This window comes from Ignisphaera sp., from assembly GCA_038735125.1.
In the GTDB taxonomy this organism is placed as follows: domain Archaea; phylum Thermoproteota; class Thermoprotei_A; order Sulfolobales; family Ignisphaeraceae; genus Ignisphaera.
The window spans coordinates 490,046-514,534 of the sequence record JAVYNU010000001.1; the positions used below are offsets into that span (position 1 = coordinate 490,046).

Annotated in this window: 22 protein-coding genes and 1 tRNA gene; 12 read left to right on the forward strand and 11 right to left on the reverse strand. The window is 39.9% G+C overall.

The window, feature by feature from the left end:
• Positions 1-9 precede the first annotated feature (9 nt).
• The 3 genes from QW284_02870 to QW284_02880 form a co-directional block, all read right to left on the reverse strand.
• Entirely contained in the window at positions 10-465 is a 456-nt protein-coding gene (locus QW284_02870) for a hypothetical protein (GenBank protein ID MEM0338608.1), read from the reverse strand.
• Positions 466-498: 33 nt separating this feature from the next.
• Positions 499-897: a metalloprotease family protein gene (locus tag QW284_02875; protein MEM0338609.1), complete on the reverse strand. Its 399-nt coding sequence runs from the start codon at positions 895-897 to the stop codon at positions 499-501.
• 110 nt (positions 898-1,007) lie between these two features.
• Positions 1,008-1,538, reverse strand: a complete 531-nt coding sequence (locus QW284_02880) for a CDP-2,3-bis-(O-geranylgeranyl)-sn-glycerol synthase (protein ID MEM0338610.1) — start codon at positions 1,536-1,538, stop codon at positions 1,008-1,010.
• A gap of 115 nt (positions 1,539-1,653) precedes the next feature.
• Here QW284_02880 and QW284_02885 point away from each other — a divergent pair, with 115 nt between their 5' ends.
• From QW284_02885 to QW284_02900, 4 genes are read left to right on the forward strand one after another with little or no spacing between them, the layout of a single operon-like run.
• On the forward strand, positions 1,654-2,214 hold the full coding sequence (locus tag QW284_02885) for a 2-oxoacid:acceptor oxidoreductase family protein (GenBank protein MEM0338611.1): 561 nt from the start codon (positions 1,654-1,656) through the stop codon (positions 2,212-2,214).
• Positions 2,211-2,540, forward strand: a complete 330-nt coding sequence (locus QW284_02890; GenBank protein MEM0338612.1) for a 4Fe-4S binding protein — start codon at positions 2,211-2,213, stop codon at positions 2,538-2,540. Before QW284_02885 ends, QW284_02890 begins: the two co-directional genes overlap by 4 nt.
• A gap of 4 nt (positions 2,541-2,544) precedes the next feature.
• Positions 2,545-3,747 carry a ferredoxin oxidoreductase gene (locus QW284_02895; GenBank protein MEM0338613.1) on the forward strand — a complete coding sequence of 401 codons (1,203 nt, stop codon included), beginning with the start codon at positions 2,545-2,547 and terminating at the stop codon, positions 3,745-3,747.
• Positions 3,744-4,703, forward strand: coding sequence for a thiamine pyrophosphate-dependent enzyme (locus QW284_02900; protein ID MEM0338614.1), 960 nt, complete (start codon positions 3,744-3,746; stop codon positions 4,701-4,703). The genes QW284_02895 and QW284_02900 overlap by 4 nt, the downstream gene beginning before the upstream one ends.
• 1 nt (position 4,704) lies before the next feature.
• On the opposite strand, the gene QW284_02905 is transcribed toward QW284_02900, so the two are convergent.
• The 8 genes from QW284_02905 to QW284_02940 all read right to left on the reverse strand — a co-directional run bounded on the left by QW284_02905 (position 4,705) and on the right by QW284_02940 (position 15,461).
• Positions 4,705-7,020, reverse strand: coding sequence for an SMC family ATPase (locus tag QW284_02905; protein MEM0338615.1), 2,316 nt, complete (start codon positions 7,018-7,020; stop codon positions 4,705-4,707).
• Positions 7,021-7,031: 11 nt separating this feature from the next.
• Entirely contained in the window at positions 7,032-8,228 is a 1,197-nt protein-coding gene (locus QW284_02910; protein MEM0338616.1) for a DNA repair exonuclease, read from the reverse strand.
• 66 nt (positions 8,229-8,294) lie between these two features.
• A complete protein-coding gene (locus QW284_02915; GenBank protein ID MEM0338617.1) occupies positions 8,295-10,037 on the reverse strand; it encodes an ATP-binding protein in 1,743 nt (580 codons plus the stop codon).
• Positions 10,038-10,088: 51 nt separating this feature from the next.
• Positions 10,089-11,768 carry a DEAD/DEAH box helicase gene (locus QW284_02920; protein ID MEM0338618.1) on the reverse strand — a complete coding sequence of 560 codons (1,680 nt, stop codon included), beginning with the start codon at positions 11,766-11,768 and terminating at the stop codon, positions 10,089-10,091.
• A gap of 108 nt (positions 11,769-11,876) precedes the next feature.
• Entirely contained in the window at positions 11,877-12,794 is a 918-nt protein-coding gene (locus tag QW284_02925; protein ID MEM0338619.1) for an isoaspartyl peptidase/L-asparaginase, read from the reverse strand.
• 25 nt (positions 12,795-12,819) lie between these two features.
• Complete coding sequence (locus QW284_02930; protein MEM0338620.1) at positions 12,820-13,269, reverse strand: Hsp20/alpha crystallin family protein; 450 nt, start codon at positions 13,267-13,269, stop codon at positions 12,820-12,822.
• Between the two features lie 12 nt (positions 13,270-13,281).
• Complete coding sequence (locus QW284_02935) at positions 13,282-14,058, reverse strand: PAC2 family protein (protein MEM0338621.1); 777 nt, start codon at positions 14,056-14,058, stop codon at positions 13,282-13,284.
• Positions 14,059-14,099: 41 nt separating this feature from the next.
• Positions 14,100-15,461: a bifunctional hydroxymethylpyrimidine kinase/phosphomethylpyrimidine kinase gene (locus tag QW284_02940; protein MEM0338622.1), complete on the reverse strand. Its 1,362-nt coding sequence runs from the start codon at positions 15,459-15,461 to the stop codon at positions 14,100-14,102.
• Positions 15,462-15,600: 139 nt separating this feature from the next.
• On the opposite strand from QW284_02940, the gene QW284_02945 reads away from it, so the two are divergent.
• The 8 genes from QW284_02945 to QW284_02980 all read left to right on the forward strand — a co-directional run bounded on the left by QW284_02945 (position 15,601) and on the right by QW284_02980 (position 24,403).
• Positions 15,601-16,266 carry a 30S ribosomal protein S3ae gene (locus QW284_02945; protein MEM0338623.1) on the forward strand — a complete coding sequence of 222 codons (666 nt, stop codon included), beginning with the start codon at positions 15,601-15,603 and terminating at the stop codon, positions 16,264-16,266.
• Between the two features lie 35 nt (positions 16,267-16,301).
• A complete protein-coding gene (locus QW284_02950; GenBank protein ID MEM0338624.1) occupies positions 16,302-17,561 on the forward strand; it encodes a sugar phosphate nucleotidyltransferase in 1,260 nt (419 codons plus the stop codon).
• Between the two features lie 46 nt (positions 17,562-17,607).
• Positions 17,608-17,686: transfer RNA gene (locus QW284_02955), tRNA-Gly, on the forward strand.
• 75 nt (positions 17,687-17,761) lie between these two features.
• Positions 17,762-17,935 carry a hypothetical protein gene (locus tag QW284_02960; protein MEM0338625.1) on the forward strand — a complete coding sequence of 58 codons (174 nt, stop codon included), beginning with the start codon at positions 17,762-17,764 and terminating at the stop codon, positions 17,933-17,935.
• 745 nt (positions 17,936-18,680) lie between these two features.
• Positions 18,681-18,935 carry a hypothetical protein gene (locus QW284_02965; GenBank protein ID MEM0338626.1) on the forward strand — a complete coding sequence of 85 codons (255 nt, stop codon included), beginning with the start codon at positions 18,681-18,683 and terminating at the stop codon, positions 18,933-18,935.
• A 129-nt stretch (positions 18,936-19,064) separates the two neighbouring features.
• Positions 19,065-20,213 carry a hypothetical protein gene (locus QW284_02970; protein MEM0338627.1) on the forward strand — a complete coding sequence of 383 codons (1,149 nt, stop codon included), beginning with the start codon at positions 19,065-19,067 and terminating at the stop codon, positions 20,211-20,213.
• A 415-nt stretch (positions 20,214-20,628) separates the two neighbouring features.
• On the forward strand, positions 20,629-22,083 hold the full coding sequence (locus QW284_02975) for an extracellular solute-binding protein (protein MEM0338628.1): 1,455 nt from the start codon (positions 20,629-20,631) through the stop codon (positions 22,081-22,083).
• 94 nt (positions 22,084-22,177) lie between these two features.
• Positions 22,178-24,403, forward strand: coding sequence for an ABC transporter substrate-binding protein (locus QW284_02980; GenBank protein MEM0338629.1), 2,226 nt, complete (start codon positions 22,178-22,180; stop codon positions 24,401-24,403).
• Positions 24,404-24,489: the final 86 nt, after the last annotated feature.

Consider the following 24,489-nt stretch of genomic DNA (forward strand, 5'->3'; position numbering starts at 1 on the left):
GTCACCTAGTCACATATAATACTTCATTTTTGCATAGAAAACTCTTTTTACTAAATATTCATCAAAATTATCGAGAGATGTAAAACTTTGTGAGAGCAACTCAAATCCCATAGTCCTGATGGTATCGGAAAACTTCTTTGAGAATGTTGCTACAGAGTTGTCATCAAGTGTATGAAATGTGGTGTCAGCAATAATTACATCTATGCTATTATCGCTACCGAATTTCAGCCATAGCACATCGGGATCAGGTCCAAGATTTTCTGCATTTCTTAGGAATTCTTTCTGAATAGCATATCCCTTGCTTTTTAGTGTTTCAATAATGGCCCTCCTAAAAGCTTTTATAATGGAGTTTTCTATTTTTCTCAATTTATCGCTATCAATATATTCGCGATTTATATACAATCTTCTATGTTTCTCTCTATTAATTTTTCGAGGCAGATATTTGATTATCTCCTCTAAAACCATTTCACAATATCCTTGTATAACACTATTCGGCGTCTAGTAAAGAACTTGTCTAACATACTTAATACTTTTGTGTAAATCCTCTGCTGAAATAGCTATGTGGACAATCATTAGAACTAGTGGAACATTAGAATAGGTGAATATATATAGTATTGCAAGAAGTAAGCTAATTGCTTGTGGAGCTAATGCAATAGCAATGAAATCTTCGACACCCTCGACACTAACATTAAACCCGACGTAGAGGCCCCTTAACATGAATTTGTATTGTGCTCTAACAACATTAATCATCATTAAATGTATTAATTCATGTAACAGTCCTATAAGTGGTAGAGAAACCATGGCAATGACTGTCTGCTCCATATTCATCATTTTTGATGTGACCAGCGACGTTGCAAAACCCATACATAGATATGCAAATATTTTTAGTTTCGCCATCCTCACACCCTAGCATAACTACGTAAAACTAACCTATGATGATATATATGCTCAACTATAAGACCAAGTAGGTGACAAAAACAATCGCTCTACCTGTTTCACCGAAACTTTTACCAAGGAACATTCTTTAGCTTCAAAAGATATGCAATATAATTTGTTAGAATATGCAACAACAATGTTAATAACAATGCATATAACCACATTTCATAGGTTATCACAATAAGTTTGCATGCTATGCCAAGGAATAGTGCCACAACCAAAAATAGTAGCTGATCAACTAATGGCAAAGGCTCGCCTGGTCTCAGACCCAACCTTCTTTTAATGAATGCACCGATTAGATCTCCCATCATAGCTCCAAGGCCCAAAACAAAACCCGTTAATATGCCCTTCACAATCAAGTTATTCGTTAAAGAGCTTTGAACAAAACCTGTCAAAACACCTCCAATTATACCAGCAACTAATCCCTCCCAGCTCTTGCTATCACCAAATATCCTCTTACCATCTAGAAAATTCTTGCCAAAGTCTATTGGATGTCTTCTTAGACCAAGCTTCAATAGAAGCTTTGCCGCTACGACAGGTGCCCCATTTGCTACATATGCCGGTAAAACAATCCAAATAACATCAGCTAGCTCTTTGAGCAACTTTAAAACCTCAGCTTCTCAGCTTATTTTTGATTAAGAAGACCTGGAATTAAAATCATTAACACTTTTATTTTTCACTAACAAAATCTTTAAGCACTGTAATTAGGTGGGTCAATTGAATTTAAAGCGTGTTGAAATCAGATGGCATGGTCGTGGAGGGCAGGGAGCTGTAACAGCCTCCATGATACTTGCTGAAGCTGCTATATACCAAGGAAAGTATGCACAAGCATTTCCAGAGTTTGGCGCAGAGAGAAGAGGAGCTCCTGTGAGAGCATATACCAGGGTATCGGAAGAACCTATTCTCTCAAGAGCGCCAATCATAGAACCAGATGTTGTAGTTGTTCTCGATCCATCTCTAGATAAATCGCTTTACATCGGCGGTCTAAAAAGCAATGGTGTTTTGGTTATAAATACTAGGAAGAGTATAGGTGATATTGTGAAGGATATTGGTAGAAGCGATATTAAGATTGCTCGTGTAGATGCAACAAAAATAGCTTTAGAGGTTTTGAAGGCACCTTTCGTCAATATGGCCATGTTAGGCGCAGTAGCTAAGGCAGTTCCAATTGTTGATACAGCTCATATCGAAGAAGCGATAAAAGAGAACTTTAGACCCAAGATAGCAGAGGCAAATATACAAGCAATGAGAAGAGCATTCAACGAGGTGGAGATTTCGTGAGCGCAAGCACAAAAAGATTAGCTAGCTGGAGAGAGATCCCAATTGGAGGAGCAATTACAGAGCCTGGTAACAGCGTTAAAAGACCTACCGGCGATTGGAGGGTTTTCAAACCTGTGATAAACCAGGAAAGGTGTGTTAGATGCTACCTCTGCTGGGTCTTCTGCCCAGAACCAGCTATAAAAATACTTGACAAACCATATAAGACGGCAAGTGGTAGAGAGTGGAAGATAACTTTTGAGGTAGACTATGATTTCTGTAAGGGATGTGGAATATGCGTAGAGGAGTGCCCAGTCAAAGCAATAGACTTTATTGAAGAGGTGAAGTAGGGCAATGGAAAAAGATTTATGGATTAGAATACCCCTAAGCTCAAACTATGCTGCTGCTCACGCTGTTAAAGATGTTGATGTGGATGTGGTGGCAGCATATCCTATAACACCACAAACGACGGTTGTTGAGAAAATTGCAGAGTTTATAGCTAATGGAGAGTTAAATGCTGAGATGATTCATGTTGAAAGTGAGCACTCAGCTCTTAGTGCATGCATTGGAGCTTCGGCTGCTGGGGCAAGAGTATTTACAGCTACATCAGCTCAGGGGCTAGAGCTCATGCATGAGATGTTGCATATAGCATCTGGACTAAGACTGCCAATAGTCATGTCGATAGCTGCTAGAGCTCTTTCAGCCCCTCTAAGCATTTGGGGAGACTACAGCGATGTTATGAACACCAGAGACTCTTCGTGGATAACAATAATTGCTTCAACAGCTCAAGAGGTTTACGACAGCATCATACAAGCATACAAAGTTGCTGAAAATCCAGATGTTTTGCTGCCTGTAATGGTAGCATACGATGGTTTTACAATGAGCCACACCTATGAGCCTGTTTATGTAGCCAAGGACAGGTCGATAATACTAGACTATGTGCCTAAGAAGAGACCCTCTTGGAATGTACTAGACGTTGAGAAGCCTATCACTATGGGGGTTGTTGCTAACCCTGATTGGTATTACGAGTTTAAATATCAGCAAGTTGTTGCAATGGAAAAATCTCCTGAAGTACTAAAGGAAGCATTTCAAGAGTTTGAGAAGAGGTTTGGCAGAAGGTATGGGTTTATTGAGACTTACAATCTAGAGAATAGTAAAATCGGGATACTAACCTACGGCGGATTGTACGGCACTGTGATAGAGGCCATAGATTATATGAAGAAGATGGGAATGAATGTAGCTGCCATTAGGCTTAGGGTTTTCAGACCATTCCCCTACGAAGAGCTTCTAAAGGCTATTAAAAACCTAGAAGCCCTTATCGTTATCGATAGAGCAATAAGTTTCGGGGCAACATTAGAAGGCCCTGTAGCCATGGAGCTGGCTACTATGGCCTATAAGAAAGGATTGGATATAGCATTGCATAGCTATATAGCATCAATTGGTCAAAGAGCTGTGACAGAAGAGGATGTTATTGCCATTGTCAAGAACACTGTTGCCTTACTCGAGAAAGGTGTGAAGGTGACAGAAAAATCCATTTATTGGGGTGTTAGACTATGAGCTCCTCCACAAAGCAAGGCTATAAAACTGTGTTTGACATACCTAGAGAAGAGTATCAGGCGCCAGGCCACGGATTGTGTGCAGGCTGTACAGCAGGAACGATAGTAAGGCTCTTGCTAAAGGTTGCAGGACCTAACACCATTGTGGTCAATGCTACTGGCTGTGTAGAGGTATCGACAACAACATTCCCATATACATCGTGGAAAGTGTCCTACATCCATGTAGCCTTTGAAAACACTGCAGCCGTGGCAAGCGGTATAGAAGCCGCCATAAAGATTCTGAAACAAAAAGGTGTTATAGACCCCAACAAGCAGATGAATATAATTGCGCTTGCAGGCGATGGCGGTACAGCAGACATTGGTATACAAGCACTTAGTGGAATGCTTGAAAGAGGGCACAAGGTAATGTATGTAATGTACGACAATGAGGCTTACATGAACACAGGCATTCAAAGAAGTGGTGCAACACCAAAACTAGCATGGACCACTACAACACCTGTCGGAAAGGTGTTGAAAGGCAAACTACAAATTAAAAAGCCTATGGCCGAGATAGTAGCAGCCCACAGGATACCATACGTAGCTACGGCGAATCCGGCTTATTTCCTCGATATGATGAACAAGTTTAGGAGAGGTCTTGAGGTCGAGGGTCCATCATTTATCCACGTGATACAGCCTTGCACAACTGGCTGGAGATTTGATCCAAGGTTGGGCATAAAGATTGCTAGGCTAGCCACAGAAACGGCTATGTGGATAAACTGGGAGCTTGACCACGATGAGTTTAGGGTAACGGTGCCTGTGCCCAAGAGAAAGCATGTAAAGCATTATATAAGGCTTCAAGGCAGATTCAATCACCTAACTGATGCTGATATAGAAGAGATCCAGAAAATGGTGGATAAGGAGGTCGAGAGAATAAATAAGATGGTTGGTAAAGAGATTATAGGACCTGTTGTAGAGTAGATTATGGTACAATCTCTTCAAAAACAGCGCTTTTTTCTCTAACAACAGATCTGTTACCTTCTTTAAACACATAAAACACGTGGTCTGCTATATCGATAACGTCTCTATCATGTGTAACAACAATTACTTGTGGCATTCTCTGTGAAAGCCTCTTTATAATCTCGAATACTATCCTTCTCCTCTCCTCATCAAGAAACTGTGTTGGCTCATCTAATATGAAGAAACCTGGCAGTTTTCCAAATATGGTGTATGCTATGGCTATCCGAATAGCAATTGCAAGTGCTATGCTCTCGCCACCACTCAACCCCCTCAGATCAATTCTTCCTAAAGGACTATAGACATCTATGTTGAAGTCCTCATCGATTCTTATTTGAAAGTCCATTCCCAATTCATTTAGAATAGAATTTGTATATAGCTCCATTAGTCTCCTAGCCTCTTTTGTGAGAGTCTTTGCTATTAGCCCATCTCTACCCATTATACTGTTAGCTATAATGTCCAAAGCCTCGATGATCTCAACATCTTTTCTAAGCCTCTTAATATCGCTTTCTAAAGACTCTATCTTTTTTAACAGACCGTCTTTAGTACTTTCAAGTTCTTTTAACCTTCCCTCAATAAAATTGGCTTCACTTCTAATCTTCTGTAAATTCATGTTGAGTTGCTTGTACTTCAATTCAATATCTTCATATCTTGTCTTTTCAATGTCTATGCCTAGCTCGACAAGAGTTTTTTGAAGTGATTGCAAATCGCTGGAAAGGTTTTCTAGACTTATTTTAAGATCGTTCAACATCTTTTCAAGCTTTTCTCTTCTATCCTTTAATATTTTCAGGCTTTCTATGGCTTTTCTCTGTAGACATTGCATAGTTTTAATAATACCAAAATCGTTTAGTTCTATGCATTCGCTAAACTCATCATATAGCTTAGCATCTTCAATTATCTTCGTACCCCGTTGCTTATATTTGGAGTATTCCTCTAAGGCTTTTTCTATTTGTTCGTTTAGCATATCCAAGTTTGTGCGAAGCTTTGCTAATGTCTCTTTTGATGATTTCAAAGAATTCAGATAATTCTTTAGGGTAGCCTCAATATTGTCAAGCTCATTTAGAATCTTCTTGCTTTCCCTAATTCTGCCTCCAATATTTGTAAGAATTGATCTCTTAAGATGCTCCTCAAGAGGTCTTTCACAAACAGGACATGTAGAAGAAGTTGCTATAACATTGGCTGATTTTTCGCTTATCTCAATCTCAACTTTTTTCAACTGTTTCTTTTCTCTAATCTCATCAATTTTGTTTTCTATAATTTTAATATACGACTCTATGTCGTTTGTGGGCGGCGTTTGCTCTAGGTGTAGAAACTCTCTAATGTTATTTAGAAGCGTTTGAAGGTTTGCTTCTTCATCTTTCAATTGCCTCGCTATCTCATCTGCTCTTCTCTTAGCATTTTTGTAAATCTCCAGTTTTGAGGCCATTGAACTTAGATCGAAGTTTGCTATCTCTTTGCATACACTCTCCAATCTCTCATATCTTGAAATTTCATCAAGAATTTCTTTCGCTTGTTTAAGCTTTTCAAACTTGTATAACGCGCTTTTCGCCTTCTCTAGTGCTGATACCTCGTTTTCTAGTGGGATCATATCTTTTTCGAGTTGCTCCTTTCTTTTCTTAAGATTCTCCAGCTCTTTTTCAATGTGTTCTAACTCTTTTTTGGTTTCATTTAACTGCCTATTTCTCTCATCATACAAAGTCTTTGCTTTGCTTATCTCACTTAAAATGTCTTTCAAAATCTCCTTTGCTTTTTCAAGCTCGTCTAGACCTAAGAGCTTAAGAATAATCTCCTTCCTCTTTGTTTCACTCTCATCAATGAACTTAGTCAATTCATTTTGCCTGGAAATCACAGAGAATCTTATGGCGTCTGACGATGGAATAGAAAGAAGCTTTTCTATGGTGCTTATAACATTTTGCACACCTGTAGCCAAGGTTCTTTTTGTGCTGTCCGGCCCAATCTCTATGAGGTAGGCCATGTCAGTCTTTTGGTTACTAACAAATCTTTGTACAATGTAGTTTCTTCCACCTATATTCATCTCCACTTCTATAAAACCATCAGACGCACCCACCCTCAGAATGCCTCTTTTACCCTCTCCTCTAATGCCTTTAGCTGCAGAGGGTGTTGCAAAAAGTGCATAAAATATAGAGTCGATAATAGAGCTTTTTCCAGCTCCATTAGGGCCTACAAACGCTATTAAGCCGTTTGGCAGGGTTATCTCGGTGTTTTCATGGGATAGAATATTTTTTATCTTAATTCTCTTAATGAGTATAGTCTCACTCATACTGTTTGCAATCACCTCAACTGCTTTGCCTTGTTCTTCATAAACATTGTTAAACTATTGGTGTTGAACTCCATTTCTATCTTTTTTGCTATTTCAGGTCTTTCTTTCAGATAATCGATAATCTTGGTTGCTATAGCCTTTGAAGGCTCTCTAGCTAGGTTGGTAAGAAGGGTTGCAAGTTCATGGTCTTTAACTATAGACTCCATAATTTTCTGCAAATCTAGATACTCAAGATCTTCAGTAACTGGTTTCTGCGTTGTAGTCTCCTTCGATTTCTCATCTGATGACACTATTCTAAAGAACTCTATCTCACCATTACTTCGTAGAGATAGCAAATATTTTTCGAGAACCTCTATGTTAGAGCCAAGCATCTCTACAATAACCATTGGCTGTTTAGAGCTCTGCTTTCTAATCTCAGAGAGTATAGCACTAAGCTCGTTTTGGAACTTTTGAAAATCTCTATAGGTAATCCTGATCCAGGGTCTTGTACTAGACAGTTTTATGTATTGTGGCGATGGATAATCAAGATCTAAATCGATCAATGCTACATATTTTTCGCAACACTCATTCACTCTAAAGACCTCTGTAGCACCAGGATAAACAACGTAGCAGGATCCGTGTCTGAAATCAGTTTTTATATGGTAATCCCCTAAAGCTATGTAATTGGCCCAGTTCGGGAATTGGCTAAGCGAGATATCAGCATATTCGCTTGGAATTCCAAGCTCCTTTAACAGTAGATGGGCTACTATAACAGTCTTTGTATTGTTTGCCAAGGGTTTCACCAATTTTGATATAGAGTGCCTTTGGGGGTAGGGCACCAGCACCAGATGTATCTTTTTGTTCTGACCAGCATCAATATCTCTTTGAACGATTTCGCTTATGGCGAGTGCATCAACAGTGTTGAGGTCTTGTAGCATGTGGAGAGGTGAGGTTGAGTATCTCTTTGGAATATCATGTTGACCTGCTATCACAACTACCTTGATGTTCTTCTCTTTTAATTTTTTCAAGCCTTTGTATGCAACAATATATGCTTCGGGCGGTGGGTTTGGAGAATCAAAGAAGTCTCCAGCATGTATATAAAGGTCCACCCTCTCCCTCAAAGCTATTTCTATAGTCTCTCCAAACGCTGAGTAAACATCCTTAGCTCTGGATAGAAGCCCGTATTGTATTGCTCCCAAATGCGTGTCGCTAACATGTAGAGCAAGCATTATCAGCGGCCTTGTACACAGTTAATCATTTATATAGATACTGCTTGCAATGTTATAAACTAGTTGCTATATCAGATTAGATATATCCCTATACGCATCCTCACTCTCTTTTGCAAGCCTATTATACAAGTCTTTTCTGGTCTTCAAAGCACTCCAAATACTTGCTATATCAAGTGTAGCACCAGCCCGCTTACCACTATGCTTATCTATCTTCACATAGGCTGGGAACCTGCCAATCCACTCGCCAAGGACTATCGCCTCCCCAACACCAAGAGATGCAAGTGATGCCGCAATATCCTCTGTCAACATATCCGATATGTTCATTATAGCCTGCTGATCAGCCTCTTGAACAAGCTTCATAAACACAAAGTTCTGAACCTGGCTCACAGTATTCGGATCTATATTTCTAGGCCTCTGAGACACTATTGCCAGTGCCAACCCAAATTTTCTCCCCTCCCTCGCCACCCTCTCTATGGAGCTCCTAGATATCGTATACCTTGATGATGATAGAAATAGATGAGCCTCTTCAATGAATACTAGAATCGGATGAGGAGAGTTTCTAGCCAACATTTGTTTTGCATACGATAAGAGCTCATCCATAACACTCTTTAAACTATAATCTTTTTGCTCATCGGTGAGATCAGAAACATTCAAAACAGTTATAGAGGCTGGCTTCAAAAACTCTACTATGCTCGGCATCGAAAAACTCACTGAGATGCTATCAAAAAACTCTTCTATTTTCGACAATGCCTTTAATGCGGATTCTTTTTCGCTACTTGGGTTCTTTTGCGACCCCCTTCTTTGGTTTGATTCTGATATTTTATTAGTTAAGAAACATGAGACAACCTTCTTAAATAATTCAAGTAGAACATCATCAGCACTGGTCATATCCTCATCTATGTCATTAAATATTTTTTGTTCTTCAAAACATTGCTTATAATTGGAATATATGGGTAGCTCACTTATTTTATTACTTTTCACAGCCTCGATGAGCTCATTACCTGTTCCAAAGTTTTTAATAGCTTCTTCTACGAACTTTTTAGCAGCATCAATTGCTTTTGCAGCCAAAGCTCTTTGTCTTGTTGCACCCGCCTCTGGTATCATCATTCTTACCAGCATTCTGGTGGGTATTTTCAGAGGATTGAATCTATAATCAACTCTCTGTATATCGACATCGGGTGTTTGTGGTACAAGATTCCCGTATTCGCCATGGACATCGAATATAAGAACTGTTCCACCAATGGATGCAATTCTGTCTGCTATTATGGCAACAGTATTGCTTTTTCCAGAGCCTGTGGTTCCTGTGATGAATAGATGTTTTGAAAGTGCATTTATATCAACATTTATTTCAACATCACTTCTTCCTATCAGATGGCCAAGTTTGATAGAGCTTGTTTTCCCGGATCCAAATATCTTTGAAAGGATATGGGATGGTGCAAGATATATTTCTGTATCTGGTGGGGGTGGAACAGTTGGTGTTTCAACATTTCCGTTGATTATATCTGCAAAGATTCTTGCTCTCGAGGGTGCGTACCTCAGATTCTCGTCGTCAATACCGATATTTGTTGATGTAGATGCTATGAATGTGGGTGTGACAGGAACTATTTTCCTGTAAGACGTTACGCTGATGACACCGACGACACAGTGGCTTTTCTTATCGCCTGTCGAAATATCGTAGGCATCGAAAGGTATGGAGACATATGTTCCTAGAGGTATTGGGAGTTTCGAGATTATCTGAACCATGTTAGGGTACGATTCTTCCCCAACCCTGCCAATGACTATGTCAGATCTACAAAGCGAATTATCCATCATCAAAACCTAACTGCCTTACCTATAGCTTAATGTAGTATCTGTAGATGATTAATAAGTCTCACTCAGTGTTATGAGATCCTCGAACAACATCTTCAAAGCCTCTCTTCTCTTCCTCGATTCAGCTTCCTCAAACGTATTCTTAACTATGACTTCATATAGTCTAGCTTCCTTTCCAGGAGCGGGCCTAAGAATTCTACCCAATCTTTGTATAAACTGTCTTCTAGACCCTGTTCCAGCCGCTATTATGCCAACATTTGCATCTGGTATATCTATGCCCTCATCTCCAACTGTGGTTAGGACAAGCACTCTGTTAAGCCCTGATTTAAACAGTTCCAATCTGCGCTTTCTAGTGTTTTCGTCGAGCTCGCCAACTATGTAGTGTGTTGCTAGCTGATCGGCTATGTTCTTGGCTTGGTCAACATACTGTGTAAAGATGAGTATTTTGCTTCCCTTCGCTAGCTCTTCTTCAACAATCTTTTTGATTGCATCGATCTTTTGCTTTGCATTGGCTACCAACGATCTTATCTCGCTCCTTATTTTAAGCGCCTCCATAGCCTCTGCATCACCTCTTTTTGCATCCTCTAAAAGCTGGTTGAACTCCCTTCCTCTAGCAAGCTTTCTATACCTATCCAGCAACTCTCTATACCTCTTTTTCTCTTCCTCGGTAAGAGAAACCTTGACTGTTGTAACCTTAAATGGTGCTACATAGCCCCTGTCGGCAAGCTCTTGAAGGGTTTTTGCATAGACAACCCCTCCCATAAGCGGAAACAATTCAATATGTTTACCATCTTCTCGTACAACTGTTGCCGATAACCCCATTCTCATTGGGGCAAAGGTATTCTCAGCTATGGCCCTAAACTTTTCGGCAGGAAGATGATGAACCTCGTCAACAACAAGCAAAGAAAATTGGTGGGCGAGGCTATCTATGTACCTATATGCTGATTGATATGTTGATATTGTTATTGGTGCAACCTTCTTTTCACTACTGTAGAAAAATCCTATGAAGCTCTTTGGGGTGTCTGTGAACTCAACTATTTTGTCTCCCCATTGAAACATCTGCTCCTTAGTATATGTAACAATCAGTGTTTTTACGCTAAGCTCTGCAATAGCTGCAATGGCTATGATGGTTTTGCCTGTACCTGTTGGAAGAGCTATAATTCCTTTGAATCCATTCTTTCTCCAAGCATCTAAAGCCTCTATTTGATAGTCTCTTAGATCCCCTTTGAAAGATATTTTTATTGGCAACTTCAGCTCTTTCTCGATATTAACCTTATTAACAACTTCTATACCTCTTCTCTTTAAATGTTCTAAAACATCAAAGAAATACATTGGCTTAGCTATCTTAAATGCCTTCTTATCTTTGTTATAGATTATAATGTTTTTTTCTCGGAAATCCTTGACTAGATCCCCTATATAGAAATTGGGTTTAAGATATATACTATCCATATCCTTATCAACAATAACCACAGGAACGTAATTAGCAACAAGTCTCTTGACATCCTCAATAGAACCTCTCTCAAACTCGACATCATACCCGGCTAGCAGATCCAGGACATCTGCGGGGCTAATTTCTTTGTTGCGTAGAGAGTCTGCGAGCTTGTTGATGTCGATAGCGAATTTGGCTCCGTGATAATCCTTTCCAAGATATCTTGCAAACTTTAAAAATGTTTTAAAATCTGTGTCATCTATCCACTCTCTAACATAGAAAACTATAGCATCTCTGCTCACAAACTAATCACCCTACATTAAATTGCTGAAACTTCTTGTTCGCATCTACCACAATAGCTATTTTTATCATAGCCTAGCAGACTATATATGCTAGACACCTGCTCGCAACTATTGTATTCCGAGGATATGTAGCTCCCCGGATTCAGTTATGAAGCCCCACGGCATTGCATGTGTGTTGTATAGTCCAGCCACCATACCAAATCTATCCAATGCTATGAATCCTGCTACACCAGATCCATAAACACTATCTATAACCTTCAATATGCTGGCTACCGCCTCTTCCACGTCTTTGCCTCTGCATATATCCTCAACAATTCTGAAAGTCGCGTTGGTCAGCATAATGTATTCACCAACACCAGTCGCTGCAGCAGCTCCACACTCATTTGCATAGAAGCCTGCTCCAGGTATGGGAGAGTCACCAACCCTTCCAGGCATCTTCAGAAACACCCCACCAGTACTCACAGCAGCAGCTAGATCCCCATTCTTATCTAGCGCCACAGCTCCAACGGTGTCTCCTAGTGAAAGCCATGTGGCCAGGCTTCTTGGATATGGAACGCTCTTTGCTTCTCCCTTCACAATCCTATTTAGATAGTCTTTATACAACTTCAGCACTTTTTCAGAAGGGCCTGGGTGAGGCTCTAAGCCTATCTTTTTAGCTATTTTATCAGCAGCATCACCAACGATAATTACGTGATCTGTTTTCTCGAGAACAAATCTAGCTAATTTTATGGGGTTCCTGGGATATTTAACATATGCCACTGCCCCAGCCTTCCCACGATACATTACACCAGCATCCATAGAAACAGAGCCACTTAAGTCAACAACACTCCCAACACCAGCGTTGAATACTCCTGAGCTCTCCAAAACCTCGACTGCAGATACCACCATGTCTAAACTTGATCCGCTGTGGTATGCCTTGAACCCCTCTTCCAAAGCCTGTTTAATCACCCTCCTTACCATTTCTAATGTGGCCATGTCAACCCTCCAACTACCAGCACCACCATGAACAGCTAGCACAACCCTCATTTTCATAGCCTTCGCGTAATGTTTATTATTTGTATATCACAATTCTGACTAGGCCATGCTTCTTTGATACCTTAATCTTATCGGGATCTATTTTCGTGGGCAGCTCAATAATTTCCCTGTACTCGTGAAACCTTGTCTCTCCTCCTTTACCACTCCAATGATTAAATCTAATCTCTTCCTTAAGTCTAGCCTTAATGTATATGGTGTTGTCACGAAATCTCACATCTATTGATCCCTCATCAGATTTTGGCAAATCTATCAAAATCTCATAGTAGCTTCCCCTATCATAGACTGTGTACAGAGGTCTCAGATACCCCTCGTGATGCCACATCGGAGACATCATTTCCTTAAAGTGGGTCACATCCTCTCTGAAATCGTCTAGGATTCTCCTGAATTCACTTTCTATCAAATCTCTAACACTTTTCTCGATTTCTCTAATTCTCTTGAACAACCTATCAAATTCTTCGTCGATCATATCTACACCTAATTATGTGTATAGTGGTGGAGTATACTCAAGATCTTTCCTCATCTGGGCCAACCCCCTAACAACATTTTTCATGGCATCTCTAGCCCTGATTCTAATAGCCTCGGCTTCGTCAAGAAGTTCTTTGACATCTATGGTCTTTCCTATTACCCTCGATATTATGTCAACATTTTTTGCTGAAGCCTCTGGATCTGGGAACTCGAGAAAGGATTCTGTCAAGAGCAAGATTGTGTTCAGCTTTGCTCTGACAAACTCTTTCAGTAGTATTGCGTATGGGCCTGCGAAGAAGCCGTTTTCAAATGGTATCAAATCAAGGTTTTTAACGAGTTCAAGAGCTTTTTGCGATGAGGCTAGGTAGAATGTTCTCAGTTTCTCTACCTCGAACCTGTTTTGTATAGGCATTCCCGTAGCTAGGAATATGTAGTCTATACCTTTTCTTTCTAGATAATTTGTCAAAAGCTTTGATAGTTTAATCATGCCTGGTTGAGAGGGCATAAACTCACTATAAATAATGAATAGGTTATTGCCTGCAAAAACCCTGATAGGCGTTCTAAGGGTTTTATTGCTTATCACAGCAACTGGAGGAAGATGAATATAGGAGTCAATGCCTCCGACCTCGGGTAGTTGAAGGGTTTTTATTATGTGCCAAGCACCTATAACACTTACAAGACCGGTATCAGGAAGTGATATCAATGCGAAACTGGGTTTTTCAATCTCTATATGCCTATACTCAACAATTATGAAATCTTCAAATAGCTCCTCCTTAAAGACCTCAAGCAATTCTAACCCCGATAGCTATACTGTTGCAGAAAATATAAAGTTTATTTCTTGCTATATAGCTTTGCAATTCTAATTATCTTCTCCGCTACATCTGTAGCTGTAAAGCCGAAAATGTTTATCATCGGCTCCTTCCCCCAATCACCTCTGTGATAAACTATGTCAGGCACAAACCCCACTCTTTTAATAGCTTGCTCAATGCCCCATGGTATTGTGGCCCCCTCCAAATTCTTTATCTCTGGAGGCTCTTGAGACCTGTCGTAAAATGATGTTGTGAATCCAAGTAGCTTAGCTATCTCCAGAATCCTTTCATCGAATCTTATATTTGCCGCGGCTCTGATCCTCTCATCGAATTCCATAGCCTTTAAAACAGCTTTTGCCACATGCCTCGAAGCCCCAAAAGCTATGTTTCCAGCAACTTTTATCTTCTTTCCAAATCTCACTATTCTGCCCATAATACCAGCAACATCATCTATACTTTGTGCATATGGCTTTGGGATAGCCATTACGATATTCATCCCAACCTCTGGTACAAGAGGGGCCACCAGCTCGCCATTCTCCTCTAAAATATCTACGGCTCTAACAACATTCTCTACAACTCTATATTTCTCAGCTGGTATCATGACCCATGCAACAGGGTTTACAGGTCCATGCCCTCTCCCAATATTTAAACCATATCTTATAGCTGTGGTTATGAACTCCTTAGCAGTCTTTACAGCGTCCTCAATTGTTTTTCCCTTTGCTAGTTCTGCTGCTATAGCAGCTGAAAAGCTACATCCAGTTCCATGGGTAGCCTTCGTGTTTATTCTGTCAGCCTCAAACTCCTTGAATCTACCGTTGTAGTATAGAATGTCTATAGATTTATCACCATCTATGTGACCACCTTTGACTATAGCGGCTTTTGCTCCAAGCTCTTCAACAATGTATTTCGCAGCTTTCTTAGAATCTTCAACAGATTTTATCTCCATACCCACTATCCTCTCAGCCTCAAATCTATTGGGTGTAACAACTGTTGCCACAGGTATGAGATACCTTATCACAGCATCTACAGCATCGCTTCTCAGCAAGGGAGCGCCACTTTTGGCAATCATAACGGGGTCGACAACTGTTGGTATATCATAGCTCTTCAGAAGTGATGAAACGAGCTTGACTATATCGGCATTGCTTAGCATGCCAGTTTTTGCAGCATCAACACCAATATCCTCTACAACAGCTCTGAACTGCGCCTCAATAATGTGTAGAGGCAAGTCGAAAACAGCTCTAACCTCGTACGTGTTCTGAGCTGTTATAGAGGTTATAACGCTCATTCCATGGACTCCTAAAGAAGCAAATGTCTTTAGATCGGCCTGGATACCAGCTCCGCCACCAGAATCGCTACCAGCTATAGTAAGGGCTTTTCTAATCATTATTTACACCACTGCTGAGTAAATATGCACAGTTTTTAATCTTGATTGCTGTGAATAGTGCTATTGTGACGAAGCTTAAGTAAAGCTTTTAAGTTTTGATATTGAACTAGTTGTTGTATAGTCTAGGGTGTTCAGCTCTTTGTCTACAGCACAAAAGTTTAGACTAACTGGAAGAGAGAGATGGAGACTCAAAAAGTGGTATACAGTCATAGCTCCAGAGTATTTTGGATCAGTAGCCATAGCTACAACACCTGCTGACGAGTCTTGGAAGTTGCTTGGCAGGAGATTATCTGTCACGCTCTATGATTTGACTGGAGATATAACACAAGTCCACGTGAACATACTTTTCCAGATATGGAAGATTGAGGGAGAGAATGCATACACAATGTTCAAGGGTCATGAACTTGCAAGAGACTATCTAAGGAGCTTGACAAGGAGAAAGAGTAGCAAGATATCGGCAATACTCAATGTCACCACAAAAGACGGCTACGTTCTAAGACTGAATGTCATGGCTTGGACAACATACCGCTGTGGCACTAGCCAGAGACATGCAATAAGAAAGATTTTAATGGATCTCGCATCAAGGATAGCGTCTGAGAAAACATTTGGAGAGTTCGTTGTTGGCATGGTCTTCGGAGACTATAATCAAACGCTGTTTAACGAAGCAAAGAAGATATATCCTCTAAGAAAAGTCGAGTTTGCAAAGTCAAAGCTAATAGCAGTGCCAACGCCAGAGGGGCTAAAGAAAGCGGTTATAATTCCCAAGCCAGGTGTTCTAGAGGCTCCATATGGCACATCTCTATAGAGCTAAACTAGATACTTACCATCCAATTTATTTTGGTGCGTATTTTGATTGGTATTGTTTTAGCAGCTGGCGAAGGTAGGAGACTAAGGCCATTAACGGAAACTAGACCCAAGGCTCTGATACCTGTTGCTGGCAAGCCTGTAATATACTACCCTCTTGATTTGCTTGCTAGGCTAGGAATTAAAGAGGTTTATGTAGTTGTTTCGTATATGAAGGAGTTGGTTGTTAAGAGTGTTAAGAGCATTGCCAATGAACTCTCAATTGATGTTAAATTTGTTGATCAGGAGAATACGCTGGGCACTGGGCATGCCGTTAAAAAGGTTGCTGACAAGGTTTTGGATGATGCTGTCATCATCTATGGAGATCTATATATAAACCCTGTCAGTGTATCTAATTCTATGAAATTATCTATAGAGAAGAAAGTGAATACCTTAGTTGGTGTGAGAGTATCCAACATTTCTAAATATGGAAAACTTGTTGTTGAAGGTGATAAAGTTCTTGGAATAGCTGAGAAGCCTGCTGAGGGTGGTGAGGGTCTTGCCAACGCTGGTATATACTTTGTTAGATCGAATATCCTTGAACTTGTCAACGACTTGAAGACTTCTCCTAGGGGCGAATATGAGCTAACAGATATTGTATCCATTGCTAGGGATAGAGGTGAGGAGTTCAAATACATCATGATAGACTCTAGTGATTGGCAGGATATTGGATATCCATGGGATTTGCTAAAAGCCAACAGGCTAGCTCTTGAAAAGCTATCAGAAAAAAAGGTTCTCGGCGACGTATCTGCTCACTCAACAATAAAGGGGTATGTATACATAGGAGAGGGCGCAACAATAAAGGGTTGTACATACATAGAGGGCCCAGCTTACATAGGAGATGAAGCAACAATAGGACCAAACGCATATATAAGACCATATACAACAATACTCAACAAATCACACATAGGATTCTCGACAGAGGTCAAAGAAAGTATAGTGATGGAGGGAACACATGCAGCGCATCTAACATACATTGGGGATAGCATAATAGCTGAAAACGTCAATTTAGGAGCAGGAACAAAACTAGCTAATTTAAGATTTGATGAAAAAACAGTGAAAATGATTATAGAAGGTACAGCAATAGATAGTGAAAGGAGAAAGCTAGGAGCAGTAATAGGAGGACATGTAAAAACAGGTATAAATGTATCTATAATGCCAGGCGTGAAAATAGGATCTTATTCAATAATATACCCAGGGGTAACAGTATACAGAGATGTTCCACCAAAAACAGTAGTAAGAAAAGATTGGATATAAACCAAAACAGCTTTTAACCACAACCACAAAAATTGTTTACTATAGAGCGGCGGTCGTCTAGCCTGGTCTAGGACGCCGGCCTGCCAAGCCGGAGATCCCGGGTTCAAATCCCGGCCGCCGCACCAAAGAATTGACTCTCCCACCATAAAAGAATTTATTAGTCTGCTTGGGTTCACACTTAACTTGTGTGGTGTGAACTATTGAGTGAACTACCAATATCTCTATCGCTTCATGGTAGATGGTTTGAGAAAATCAATGTTTCTGCTTTAGGTAATGATGTTCGTAGAACCATTCTTGAGAGGGTTAAGAACAGGTTTGGCCATAACAAGACTGTTGAGGTTCTTGGGATATCTAAGGGTTCTCTGCACAACTAATACCCCTAGTGTTGATATTTCTATCGTCTGTGTTAATAGTCTTTACCCAGCAGTCATATCACTTTCCAGTTTATCCAACAAGAGAATATATGAGACCCTTAAGAGGGGGGTTACAAATACAGATAACTAATGGAACTTAATCTGTGATCTGCACTCTCGGATACTTTGTACGCCACGACACTAGCTATGGTTTTGTGACAGTGGGTCATTGTATTAGTTATCTCTGGCCTAGCGGAAATCCGGTGTGGATCTCGGTATACCAACCAAATTATACAAGGTCTGATTACCTTGTGGGACCCAATAAATACTACCTCATATCTGGTGATATTGATGAAGCATTTATACCCTTAAATACAAGGGTGAACTGGGAGCATGGATAATAAACATAACAGGAGAAAACTCGTATACTATCGTAGCTATAGATACCTCGAGTTCTTGAACTCTTTTATACTTGTAGTAGCATATAGTAGCTCCTTACTCGTTCTCAAATGCAGCTAAATACTTGTTTAAGATGCGCTCTACTCTAATAGCGGTAGCCACGTCTTTCACGGTTTTGGACACGTAGAAAAAGTTATTGAGATAGAATAGAGTTATGGAAACTTTAAAGTCTTGAATAGCACATCGATGAACATAGACTACGGTCTTCCCACCTGAAACAGTCAATACCTATATGTCATAAACTACGTGACAGTTGTGTCACTCTACGTGAGTACTATTACCTTCTAGGCAAAAGTGTACATCTGAGGTGTTAGCTATTTACGGATATAAAGATTGGGATAGTGTAAGAGTGGGAGACTATGTGTGTAAGACTGGTAGAACTACTGGAACTATGTGCGGATATGTCATAGATAAGAGAAATCCCTACAACAATCTACTCGATGCTATAATAACTAATATTACGGCTACTAGTGGTGATAGTGGCTCACCGTTGTACTATCATGTAAAACCTGGTGGTAGATCTAGTTGCTACATATATCCTAGGTCATTTATCAAGAGGTGAAAGCTGCAGGCACGCGATAGTTAATGGTGAACTTGCATATTTATGTCCAAGAACTATTTTTGTCTTTGCTCGGGCCATACGCAATGTATTCGGAGCTACAATATGTAACGTTATAACTGGGCGTTGACTATGATGAGGGCTGGAACGTTAATAACAATAGTGCTTACGTTAGTCATGGTGTCTAGCATTCCCATGGCGTCGACTGATGATAATATACAAATAGTACAAATATATACTATACGTAACTATGGTAACCTCGTGGTAGCTGCTATAAATAGATCTGCGCTCACATATTTAGATAATGGTTATTGGCTCTTAGTGTTACCAAACATAGATGCGGTAACGTTCTCGTCAGAACTTGTTAAGGAAATAATTGGTAAATTCATAGGCTCTAGAACACTCTATTCAAGACTACACATAACCATGGCTGATGATGGTTATAGAACTGCAAAGACTATTAACACTTTGAATGCTTCAGATGCGTCAGACGATGAGATTATGAATGCGATCATGCAGGCACTCAATGCGTCGAGAGCTCGCGAAGCGCTGGTCTCGTTCCTCGAAGGAAAAGTGATTAGAATTGATGTTGTAGCAGAGAACGGTCTAGATATTGAGAAGATAGCCAAGAAGCTCTCAGATATTGCTAAGAATCATAAGGTTGTTGTTATCGAGACTATGGGTATCGGAGTACCCTCATACTTTGACGCCCGAGATCTCTATGAGAATCTGAAAAAGATCTCTTGCTTCGTTAGAGTGGGAGAATCGCTCTATGGAGTCGATATATGGTTTGACATTTCATGTATTAAGAAGTTAGCTATTGCAACTAATAGAAGCCTCAATGAAGTAGTAGAGGATGCTATCAACTCCGTAAAGGCTCTAGACCCATTAATAAGGAAGTATCTACCTTACCAAGATATCGTAATACTGGTTGCACAGCCTCCGCCACCAGCCATACCTCTACCTGGTGAACTTAAACCTGTTGAGAAGATAGAGCATACAGAGACCGTAGAAATATCGCAGACACCATCTGTATACACTACTACTGTGGCCGCCGCTGAGACAGCAACGGTTACCGAGTCATCCACTTGGGTGCCGACCACAACACTGCCAACCACCTCTATAGTGGCAAGCCCCTACACAAACACCTTCACGACCACGGAGAAGCTTGTTTACACTACATACCCCACAGCATACAGCTACACCCCATGTATCACAGCAAGTGGCATTCTAGCGCTAATAGCTGTGAGCCTCTTAATCGCCTTGCTCAAGAGAAAATAGAGAACAAAACAAAACCTTTTCCGACCCCACATATTCCACTAGACACAAGCATTTTTCAGAAAATATAGCACCCTCCAACAAAATGATTCAATTTGATATTAACCACTGAAACACAAGTCTATGAACACTCCAGAGCCGGAGATCCCATTCAAATCCCGGCCACCGCATTGCCTATTATTATTCAATTTATTTAAAATAGCTGACTTTATGTTAATTCAATCTGGCATCTCAAGAAGTTATGTCATTAAAAGGAAAGCCTTTTAGATGCACATGAAATTATACTTGGGAATGTTGAAGAGGTAAGGTAGTTAAAATTTGACTAATTTGGCTAGACACTAGTTATTGTTAATTATATTGTAACCTGATATAAAAATATTTAAACTGTGTTATGTGGTTTTTGTTTAGGTGAAATATTGTGAAGAAGAGAACTATTTTAGTTATAGCAATAGTTATTATATTAGCAGTAATAGTTACGCCATTACTATATAATTATTGGCTGAAGCCCGGAAAGGTAGAGCAGGCACAAACCTCTGCACTTAAACCTGTTGCTCTAAAAATTATGACCACATGGAGTCAGTGGACCATTGATGATTTCAAGAGATATTTCTTTGCCGAAAGCGGTATGCCTAGAGCAGGTGTAGTATTACCTTCTGCTGCCATGGTGTTGAATATAACAAATATAACCTTTATATATGTTGAAGATCCTAAGATATGGAAAAAGGCAGGTTTTAATGGGAGTATTGATGGTTTTGTAGGGCAAAACAGGTATAATATAACCACCTTGTGTTATGAAGGTGCCTTGCACCCAATAGAAAACCCTGAGATAATTAAGCTTGCTAAAAATGTTCCTGATGTATTCAAAGGTTATACAAAGGATGGTAAGCTGTGTTGGGTGGCGATGTATTTTGTTCCTTATACATGGCTTGTTAATTTAGATTATGCTAATAAAATGGGAATTGGGGTACCTAGCACATGGTCTGATTTGCTAAAACCGGAATATCTTTCTGTAATCACCCGTGGAGGTTATCTTATGGCAGTCTATCCTGTCCCCAATAGGGCTCCCATGGTAAATAGTGTAAACACTATTCTTGCTAGATATGGCTGGGAGAAGGGCTGGGCTATAATAGCTGTTGTAATGGGTGCAGCATCAAGGTTTGAGACAAGTAGTAAAGCTGCAAGCGACTCTGTGTCCTTTGGAAGAGCTTTACTAACAACTTTAGAGTTTAGCACAGCATATACAGCCTACTCTATGTTTCCAGATAAACTCAGTATAGAATTTCCTAAGAATGAAACAGGCTTCTGGTTCACACCAATAGCCATAGCAGCTAATGTCAGTAAAGATGGTTTAGATGGCATGTATAGACTAATCAAATGGGTTTTAACAGATATGCAAGATAAGATGCTTCTTAATAGAACTGGTTGGAGCTTCAACATGCCTGTTCTAGGCTTCAATAATACAAATCCTAGAATTATATACAAGGAAAAAGCTGTACAAAACCTCTTTACACCCCCAATAGACTTAGAGTTTGCATTAGGAGAGGCCTCTCCAGCTATAACACTTTATGCAGACATACTAGTATCTGATAGAGATGTTAGAAATATTCTCAAAGATATTGTAACTCGTTTAATTGAAAAATATACATCAAATCAAATAAGTACTGAAGAATATTACCAGTATATTTGGATGATAGGGCAACCACCAAAATTTAAAGACCCAGCAACAGGGGAAATAAAAGCATTCTCATTAGACGAAGCTCGCCAAATCAGTAATGCTATACGCAATGGTATAGTAAAGGAAGACAATTTGAGAACCGAATTGAAAAACGCTATAATTAGTAACCTTAATACAATCTTACAAGAATTAGGCTAAGAAGAAATAAAACTACATTTACAGTTTTAACGAAAAGATAAATTTTTAACGGCCGAATCTTTACTATCATTGTTAGGAGGTTAGGTGAAACAACTTGGATATAAAACCAAAGGTAGTATATGCATTTGTTATCCTGATGATTTTAAGCACATTCTATATGATAATAGCTCAAACAGCATATGCCCAGCAATTGAGACGAAGCGAAACATTTATTGAAGGGGGTATCGGGGCACCAACATTAAACTGGAATCCCTTTGCACCTGGAGGAACTGGAGGTATGGAGTGGGGCACATGGCACCTCCTATACCCACCATCAGCTCTTCAAAATACCTTAACACAAGACTGGCTTCTCTTTCTCATAGATAGAATAGAATTTAATGGAAGTGACATTACCATAACTATTCATATAAGAGACGAGGCTAAATGGAGTGATGGAACCCCTATAACAAGTAATGATTTAATAGAAGGATACAGATTGAGTAGGCAGATAGGTGCCGGTCTATGGGGTGATTGGTGTATATATAATTACGAGATAATCGATGATAAAACACTAAAATACTATATAGCTAGGTCACCAGGTCAAGAACCCCCACCAAGAGAAGAGATCAGCCTTGACTGGCTTGGAGGGCCCATAGGATGTGTTCTATTTGTGAGGCCGGTGCCAGTGCATGTATTCAGACCTATTGTTGATCAGATGGGCGAGGGTATGAGGGTCAATTGGAGAAATGACGATCCTGCAAAACAGGTTGTGGCAGGCCCATTCAAACTCTATTACGCGGATGCCACAACGGTTATATATGAGAGGATAGACAATTGGTGGGGTAAGGACATTTTCGGTCTTCCAAAATTCAAGTACCTCCAGTTTGTCTACTTCAAAGATGTGAACCTAGCCATATCAGCACTAGTTAATGGTGATGTTGATGGTTTCACAATACTTGGAGGCTTGTTTGTACCAAATGTCGAAGAGCTTAAAGCTAAGTATGGTATAAAGACATGGTCTGAAACCAAGCCATATTTCATACCATCATCCATCTACTGGTTGTATCTAAACCTGAACAACCGTGTATTCAGCAAGGTTGAAGTAAGAAAAGCTATTGCATGGGCTATACCATGGAAAGATATTACCGAATATGGCTTACTTGGATTGGTTGAACAAGCACCTGTTGTAGGTTTCGTAGCTGAAGGTGTTTACAAGGATTATGTTAATCATGATGCTTGTATGAAGTATTGGGGTAACCCAGACTGTTTGCTACGACAAAACATTACAAAAGCAAAACAGTTGCTTGAGAAGGTGGGTGCAAAAGATATAGATAAAGATGGTATTTTAGAGCTCCCAGATGGAACAAAAATGAAGTTCACAATATTAACGGTTGCAGGCGATGCTTTGCAAAACAATATAGCTTCTCTAATAGCAGATGCTCTAAAGGACATCGGCATTCAGGTTACTGTTCAAGCTGTTGACTATAGAGTATGGTGGCAGAACTTCCAAAATGGACAATTCGATGCGACATTGTGTTGGAGCGCAGGTGCATATGAGGTAGGACACGTCAGAAACTCCTATGGAAATGCACTATACGCCTCATGGGGCAATATGGCAAAGTGGATTGGATACTCAAATGATAGACTCAATGCTCTATTTGAAGAGATGATGAGATCACTTATAGATCCAGAGAGAGAAAAAGAGTTAGCATATGCAATTCAGGAGATATTATTCGAAGATCTACCATCAATACCATTATATTACACTCCAATGTTCTGGGTATACAACACTAAATACTGGGATGGGTGGCCAAACGCAGGGAGACCATGGTGGATCCCATCATGGTGGGGATCACTCCCATTACTATTCTTCATAACGCCAGCCGGACAACCAATAGAAAAACCATGGTGGCTAAAGCCATATAATGAAGGAGGAGCCATAATATCTATGAGCATGTACAACGAATATCTCAGAAAATCGATATATTCAGGGGAAAACTTTGTTGTAAAATCAGGTAAGCCATCTGCCACAACAACATCTCCTGTCACAACTGCGACAACCACTACTCCCCCAACAACATCCCCAGCCACAACAACACCTCCTGCAACATCTCCAAAACCAACACAAACACAGACCGTTGCCACACCAATACCAACACCAACAGTAACAATATCAAAAACAATTACAGCAACAATAACATCACTATCAACAATAATATCTGCCACAACATCAATATCGCCAACAACAGTAATAGTAACAGATTGGACAACAACAACAATACTAGCAGTAGTACTACTCATAGTCGGAATAGCCATCGGATGGATAATAAAAAGAAAATAAATTATTAATTTATTTTTAAAACAAAATTCTATTAGATTACCATATCATGCAACATATTCATATACTTATTTTTATTGATTGTATTT

What these genes read in the sequence shown, in the direction of transcription:
- QW284_02870 (MEM0338608.1), bottom strand. Translation starts at nt 465, where the DNA reads ATGGTTTTAGAGGAGATAATCAAATATCTGCCTCGAAAAATTAATAGA.
- QW284_02875 (MEM0338609.1), bottom strand. Translation starts at nt 897, where the DNA reads ATGGCGAAACTAAAAATATTTGCATATCTATGTATGGGTTTTGCAACG.
- QW284_02895 (MEM0338613.1), top strand. Translation starts at nt 2,545, where the DNA reads ATGGAAAAAGATTTATGGATTAGAATACCCCTAAGCTCAAACTATGCT.
- QW284_02900 (MEM0338614.1), top strand. Translation starts at nt 3,744, where the DNA reads ATGAGCTCCTCCACAAAGCAAGGCTATAAAACTGTGTTTGACATACCT.
- QW284_02905 (MEM0338615.1), bottom strand. Translation starts at nt 7,020, where the DNA reads ATGAGTGAGACTATACTCATTAAGAGAATTAAGATAAAAAATATTCTA.
- QW284_02910 (MEM0338616.1), bottom strand. Translation starts at nt 8,228, where the DNA reads ATGCTTGCTCTACATGTTAGCGACACGCATTTGGGAGCAATACAATAC.
- QW284_02915 (MEM0338617.1), bottom strand. Translation starts at nt 10,037, where the DNA reads ATGGATAATTCGCTTTGTAGATCTGACATAGTCATTGGCAGGGTTGGG.
- QW284_02925 (MEM0338619.1), bottom strand. Translation starts at nt 12,794, where the DNA reads ATGAGGGTTGTGCTAGCTGTTCATGGTGGTGCTGGTAGTTGGAGGGTT.
- QW284_02930 (MEM0338620.1), bottom strand. Translation starts at nt 13,269, where the DNA reads ATGATCGACGAAGAATTTGATAGGTTGTTCAAGAGAATTAGAGAAATC.
- QW284_02940 (MEM0338622.1), bottom strand. Translation starts at nt 15,461, where the DNA reads ATGATTAGAAAAGCCCTTACTATAGCTGGTAGCGATTCTGGTGGCGGA.
- QW284_02970 (MEM0338627.1), top strand. Translation starts at nt 19,065, where the DNA reads ATGATGAGGGCTGGAACGTTAATAACAATAGTGCTTACGTTAGTCATG.